General features: G+C 60.4%; 8 protein-coding genes. 5 read left to right on the plus strand and 3 right to left on the minus strand.

The window, feature by feature from the left end:
• Window positions 1-209: 209 nt before the first annotated feature.
• Together B3605_RS11940 and B3605_RS11945 are read right to left on the minus strand one after the other, a co-directional pair.
• Window positions 210-884 carry a pentapeptide repeat-containing protein gene (locus tag B3605_RS11940; protein WP_183794726.1) on the minus strand — a complete coding sequence of 225 codons (675 nt, stop codon included), beginning with the start codon at window positions 882-884 and terminating at the stop codon, window positions 210-212.
• 132 nt (window positions 885-1,016) lie between these two features.
• Entirely contained in the window at window positions 1,017-1,865 is an 849-nt protein-coding gene (locus tag B3605_RS11945; protein WP_047510220.1) for a cell envelope integrity EipB family protein, read from the minus strand.
• Window positions 1,866-2,001: 136 nt separating this feature from the next.
• On the opposite strand from B3605_RS11945, the gene B3605_RS11950 reads away from it, so the two are divergent.
• From B3605_RS11950 to B3605_RS11970, 5 genes are all read left to right on the plus strand, one after another.
• On the plus strand, window positions 2,002-2,469 hold the full coding sequence (locus B3605_RS11950; protein WP_112945693.1) for a RidA family protein: 468 nt from the start codon (window positions 2,002-2,004) through the stop codon (window positions 2,467-2,469).
• A complete protein-coding gene (locus tag B3605_RS11955) occupies window positions 2,469-3,188 on the plus strand; it encodes a glycerophosphodiester phosphodiesterase (RefSeq protein ID WP_112945694.1) in 720 nt (239 codons plus the stop codon). The genes B3605_RS11950 and B3605_RS11955 overlap by 1 nt, the downstream gene beginning before the upstream one ends.
• Window positions 3,189-3,281: 93 nt before the next feature.
• On the plus strand, window positions 3,282-4,472 hold the full coding sequence (locus B3605_RS11960) for a GNAT family N-acetyltransferase (RefSeq protein ID WP_112945695.1): 1,191 nt from the start codon (window positions 3,282-3,284) through the stop codon (window positions 4,470-4,472).
• Between the two features lie 52 nt (window positions 4,473-4,524).
• Window positions 4,525-4,953, plus strand: coding sequence for an HIT family protein (locus tag B3605_RS11965; protein ID WP_112945696.1), 429 nt, complete (start codon window positions 4,525-4,527; stop codon window positions 4,951-4,953).
• Window positions 4,954-5,017: 64 nt separating this feature from the next.
• Window positions 5,018-5,308 (plus strand): Dabb family protein, encoded by a 291-nt coding sequence (locus B3605_RS11970; RefSeq protein WP_112945697.1) that lies wholly within the window; start codon window positions 5,018-5,020, stop codon window positions 5,306-5,308.
• Window positions 5,309-5,383: 75 nt separating this feature from the next.
• On the opposite strand, the gene B3605_RS11975 is transcribed toward B3605_RS11970, so the two are convergent.
• On the minus strand, window positions 5,384-6,343 hold a 960-nt coding region (locus tag B3605_RS11975), incomplete at its 5' end, for an AAA family ATPase (protein WP_296434010.1).

Consider the following 6,343-nt stretch of genomic DNA (forward strand, 5'->3'; position numbering starts at 1 on the left):
TTATCCTTTTCCGGTTGAACCTCCGCAAGGCGAACAGCACTCTCTTCGAGAATGCCACCGGGCGGAACGATCCGGATTTCTCCCGGACAATCCCATGCCTTACGTGTGGAATGCGGGGGCCATACCCTCCCCGCCCCGGAAAATCAAGCCTTATCGGTAAAATAACCGCTATGCCCGGCCTTTAGGCACATTCCCGACGCCTGGTTGGATCAGTCGGCGTCGCAGGGCCAGCTTGTCGGCGTCGCCATGCCCTGGGGCAGCTTGGTCTTCGAATCGCCGCAGGCTAGTGCCACCTGCGCCTCGTCGAGGCCGGTTGCCTGGGACAGATCCAGTCCGCTTATTCTCGTCAGGAACAGGAAGGCGCGATCGAAAGAGAGCGGGCCGGTAAAGGTGGCGCCGCTGAGGTCAGCGCGCGACAGGTTGGTGAGCGAGAAATTCGCGCCCGTTACATCCGCGCCCTTGAAGTTCACGCGGCTGAGTTCGGCCTTTTCGAAATTGACGCCCTTCAGCGTTGCGCCGCTGAAATTGGCTCGCTGCAACTCCGCGCCCGAGAAATTGGCACCCTCGGCCTTTACGCCCTCGAAGCCGGAGCGATAGGCCTCGACCTTGGAGAAGTTGGCCTTGGTCAGGTCGGAGCCGGTGAACCAGGTGCGCACCAGGGTCGCCTTCTCCAGGTTGGCGGAGGCGAGATTGCTGTGGCTGAGATTGGTCAGCGTGAAATCGGCATCGGCGAGGTTTCCCTTCTGGAAATCGCCGTCCTGCAGCATCAGGTTCTTCTTGGTGCAGCCACCCCAATCGATGCCCGCCGAAGCGGTCGAACCGCAATCGGCCGCGGAGATCGAACTGGAAAACGCCGCCGCCCCAATGGCGGCAGCCAAGGCCATCAAGGCCACGATCGATACTCTAAAGCCTGGCAATATACGCACTCCGCTTGCCGTCAACGCTCACTGTCGAGCGATGTCTAGCACAGAGCGAGTCGCTTTGCATACCGTGTCACGCTAATACGTCCAAATCTTTCAACGCGTGCAATTACTTACAGGCGACGTTTTCGCATCGAGAAGCTCGAGTTTCGACAGCTTGCCGGTGAGCACGAAGTCACCGTAATCCATCGTCAGATCGCGCGTGATGCCATTCTCATAGAGCTTGAACGACATGCGATAGACCGGAAGAGCGTCGGTCTTGGTGTTTTCGTTGAAGTAGGAGATGGTGACCGGCCAGAAGCTCGTCTTGGAAAAGGCGCCTGCGTTGCCGGCATCGGCCTCGACGCTGACAGGTGTCACGGCCTTGCCGACAACCGTTGTCGTGGCCAGCGCCTTGTCGCCATCGTCGGAGCCATCGAAGACGCGGGCTTCGAACAGGCGGGTGCCGGCCTTGGCGTTCTTGATGACATCCATCATGTGCTCGGTGGGGAAGCGGCTGGCGGCCAGCTGCAGCTCCTTGCTTGACGGCTGCTTCAGATCGACCTTGGTTCCGTCGGCCTGATCCTGAGCCGCGCCGTTCACTTCCTTGTCGAGCTGGTCGTCGGTAAACGACTTGGTGTCGAAGGTGAACTTGCGGTCCTTCAGGTTCTCGAACGTATTGGTCTGCTGATCGCTGACGCGCACGGCATCGCCGGTATCGATCTGCGTCACGAAGCGGAACTTCGTGGTGTAGCCGGTGCAATAATCGCCGTCGAACTCGTAGACCATGCGGCCGGACATGCCCGAAATGCCGGAGCGCTCCGACGCATCCTTCAGTTCCAGATCGTAGATCGCCCGATGCGCGATCAGGCCCGTGGCCATCACTGCGCCGGCTGCGGGTGTCGCCGCATGAGCGGTTGCCGAAACGCCTGCAAGCAACAGCGCGGCAAGACTCGATCGGACCATTGATAATCTCCTGTTGGACTCACCAACGATGTTATAAGAACGCATCCGGCTAAATCGAGGCTCGATCGTGTCACAAAATTGATTCAAGCCCAGATGCATAGTTTTAGAACTATTCACAACAAAAGCGGAGAGAAAAATGTCCGATCAGATCGCAGCACGGCTCAAAGAGATGGGGATATCCCTGCCCCAGGCTGCCGCGCCCGCCGCCAACTACGTTTCCTATGTCATCTCGGGCAACGTACTTCACATCTCCGGCCAGTTGCCGATCGAAGACGGCAAGATCGCGGTTACCGGCCACCTCGGCCGCAATGTCGACGTCGCCACGGGCCAGCGCGCCGCTGAACTGTGCGTCATCAACATCCTGGCGCAGGCAAGTGCTGCCCTCGGCGGCGATCTCGGCCGCATCAAGCGCGTCATCAAGCTGAACGGCTTCGTGGCCTCCGTGCCTGAATTCGTCGAACAGCACCTCGTCATCAACGGCGCATCGAACCTGATCGCCAATGTGCTAGGCGATGCCGGCAAGCATGCCCGTGCCGCCGTCGGCATGGCAGCGCTGCCGATGAATGCCGCCGTCGAAATCGATGCCATCATGGAAATCGCGTAATGACCTCTGCAGCATGGCTTAAGGAACGTCCCGTCGCCCACCGCGGCTATCACGACCAGAACAAGGTCGTGTGGGAGAACACGCTTTCCGCCTTCTCGCGCGCGGTCGAGGCCGGCTTTGCGATCGAGTGCGACCTGCACTACGCCTCGGATGGCGTTCCTGTCGTCTTTCACGATGAGAATCTCGAGCGCCTCTGCAACCTCAAGGGCGATGTGCGCGAGCGCACCTCGAAGGAACTCGGCATGCTCTCGGTCGGCGGAACGGCCGACAAGATCCCGACGCTGCGCCAACTTCTCGAACTTGTGAAGGGAAAAGTGCCGCTCGTGATCGAGCTCAAGGGCCGCGAAACCGACGATGAAGGCTTCGTCGAAGCGGTGCTGGAAGAGCTTGAGGGCTATGAAGGCCAAGTGGCGCTGATGAGCTTCGACCATTGGCTATTGAAGGAACTGAAGGCGCTGAACGCTCCCTACCCGATCGGGCTCACGGCCGGCGGAAACAAGCCGGAAGAGTTCCAAGCCCATGAAAAGGCTATGAAACACGGTCTCGACTTCATTTCCTATTTCTATGCCGACCTGCCCAACCCCTTCATCACGGCAGAGCGCGAAAAGGGCATCGTCGTCATCACCTGGACGGTTCGTGACGAGAAGGCGCGTAAGCATACCTTCGAAAACGCCGACCAGATGACCTTCGAGGGCTTCGACCCGCGCGCGTCCGTTTGACGCTCGCTTTTTCAACAAGCCCTCGCTTTTTCATCAGGATATGCGCAGACTGGCAATGCCCCCAAATCATTGAAACGGTCTCGCATTCGCTCCATGACTGATGAACTTTCAATCCGCATAGAGCGGTCTTTCACCGCGATTTCCCCGGAGAGCTGGTCCAAGCTCGCCGGGGCTTCCCGATCAAGCACATCGATCGCCTACAATCCCTTCGTCTCACATGCCTTCCTGTCGTCGCTCGAGGAATCGGGGTCGGCAACGGCGGAGACGGGTTGGCTCGGGCACCACATGCTGCTCGAGACGGAAGACGGACGCCTTGTCGGCGCCTTGCCCGGCTATCTGAAGAACCACAGCCGCGGTGAATATGTCTTCGACCATGGCTGGGCCGACGCCTTCGAGCGCGCCGGCGGACGCTATTATCCGAAGCTGCAATGCTCCATCCCCTTTACGCCCGCCACCGGCCCGCGCCTTCTGGTCGCCGAGGATTATCCGCGTCTCGCCGTACAGGACGCGATGGCGGAAAGCCTGAAGGAAGTCGTGCGTCGCCTCGGCGTCTCCTCCGCGCACATCACCTTCGTGCCCGACGACGAGATGGCGGTGCTGGAGAGCGAGGAGTATCTGCACCGCACCGACCAGCAATTCCACTTCATCAATGAAGGCTATGCCAATCACGATGAATTCCTGGAGACGCTCGCCTCGCGCAAACGCAAGGCGCTGCGCAAGGAACGCCGGGCGGCGCTCGAAAATGGCATCAGCATCGACTGGCTGACTGGAAGCGACCTCACCGAGGATATCTGGGACCAGTTCTTCGCCTTCTATATGGATACCGGCAGCCGCAAATGGGGACGGCCCTATCTGACGCGGGAGTTCTATTCGCTGATCGGCGAGCGCATGCCCGAGGATATCCTGCTTGTCATGGCCAGGCACAATGGCCGCTACGTCGCCGGCGCCATCAATTTCATCGGCTCCGAAACGCTTTACGGCCGGCACTGGGGCTGCATCGAGGATCATCCCTTCCTGCATTTCGAGGTCTGCTATCACCAGGCGATCGATTTCGCGCTCGCCAAGGGGCTGAAGCGGGTGGAAGCAGGCGCGCAGGGAGAGCATAAGCTCGCCCGAGGTTACCTGCCGGTGACAACGCATTCAGCTCACTATGTCGCCCATGCCGGCCTTCGCCAGGCGATCGGCGATTATCTCGCCCGCGAGCGCGACGACGTCGAGCACATGAACGAGATTTTGAGCGAGCACAGCCCGTTCCGTCGCGGCGAGCGGCTACAGGAGGATTGACGCCCTCGCCTCAGCCGCGCTACGCGAAGACGACACCATCAGGAGAGATAAGATGACGAGCGCGGCTTACGACACCAACAACATCTTCGCCAAGATCCTGCGTGGCGAGATCCCCTCGGTCAAGGTCTACGAAGACGAACATACGCTGGCCTTCATGGATGTGATGCCGCAGGCGCCGGGCCACGTGCTCGTCGTGCCGAAGGCCGCCTCGCGCAACCTCCTCGACGCCGATCCGGCCGCACTCGCCAAGACCATCCCCGTCGTCCAGACGATCGCCAACGCGGTGAAGGAAGCCTTCGATGCCGACGGCGTCTTCGTCTGCCAGTTCAACGAGCCGGCCGCCGGCCAGACGGTCTTCCACCTGCACTTCCACGTCATCCCACGCCACGAAGGCATCGCGCTGAAGCCGCATTCCGGCCAGATGGAAGATGGCGCCGTGCTGGCTGCGAATGCGGAGAAGATCAAAGCGGAGCTTCGATAGACAACGCCGAGCTTTGATTGATGAGGCCGACTGGGCTGAACGAACCTACATCAGGAGGACACCGATGATACGTCATACCGTGGCATTTCGGCTGAAGCACGCGGAAGGATCCGCCGAGGAAAAGGCGTTTCTTGACGCAGCACTCGTGCTCACCACGATCCCAAGTGTGAGAAACTTCGAGCAGTTACGGCAGACCAGCCGCAAGAACAGCTTCGCTTTCGGCTTTTCGATGGAGTTCGAGAATCAGGCCGGATACGACGCTTACAACGAGCATCCCGTACACACGGCCTTTGTCCGCGACCATTGGGTGCCTGAAGTCGAAGAGTTTCTCGAGATCGACTACGCACCGCTCTGACCAGCCTTCGCGTGTCGAAGGCACAGCCTCCGAGACATGAAAAAGGCGGCCCGGGAGCCGCCTTTTTTATTTGCCTTACTTCTTCGGTACCCTCGGCACCGCGCCTTTCTTCGGCGCGCTCTTGACCTCGGGCTCGGCAACCGCTGCCTTCGACTTCTTGACCGTGGCCTTCTTGGCCTTGGCCTTCGTCTTCAGCTCGCCGTCATCCTCGTCGTCCACCTCGGGGTGCACGACTTCGGCTTCCGGCTTCGGCTTGATCGGCGCGGTGTCCGATACGGCTTCCAGGATGATGCCCGGCTTGCCGTCTTCCTTCGGTCCGACGGTGACGTTGACGACGCCGCCCTTCTTCAGCTTGCCGAAGAGGATCTCGTTGGCCAGCGGCTTCTTGATGACGTCCTGGATGACGCGCGCCAGCGGGCGGGCGCCCATCTTTTCGTCGTAGCCCTTCTCGGCCAGCCACGAAATCGCATCCTCGTGCAGGTCGAAGGTGACGTTCCGCTCGGAAAGCTGGGCTTCGAGCTGCATGATGAACTTCTGCACGACCTTGTGGATGACCACTGTCGGCAGCGGCGCGAACGGGATGACCGCGTCGAGACGGTTGCGGAATTCCGGCGTGAAGATGCGGTTCAGCGCTTCCTCGTCCTCGCCCGTCCGCTTGGACGAACCGAAGCCGAAGGCGGCCTTTGCCATTTCCGACGCGCCCGCATTGGTCGTCATGATCAGGATGACGTTGCGGAAGTCGATCTTCTTGCCGTTGTGGTCGGTCAGCGTGCCATGGTCCATCACCTGCAACAGGATGTTGTAGATGTCGGGATGAGCCTTTTCGATTTCGTCGAGCAGAACCACGCAATGCGGATGCTGGTCGACGCCATCGGTCAAGAGACCGCCCTGGTCGAAGCCGACATAGCCGGGAGGTGCGCCGAGCAGACGCGAGACCGTGTGCCGCTCCATGTACTCGGACATGTCGAAGCGCAGAAGCTCGACGCCGAGCGACGAGGCCAGCTGCTTTGCCACTTCCGTCTTGCCGACGCCGGT

This window comes from Rhizobium sp. UBA1881 (genome assembly GCF_002338015.1).
Taxonomy (GTDB): domain Bacteria; phylum Pseudomonadota; class Alphaproteobacteria; order Rhizobiales; family Rhizobiaceae; genus Rhizobium.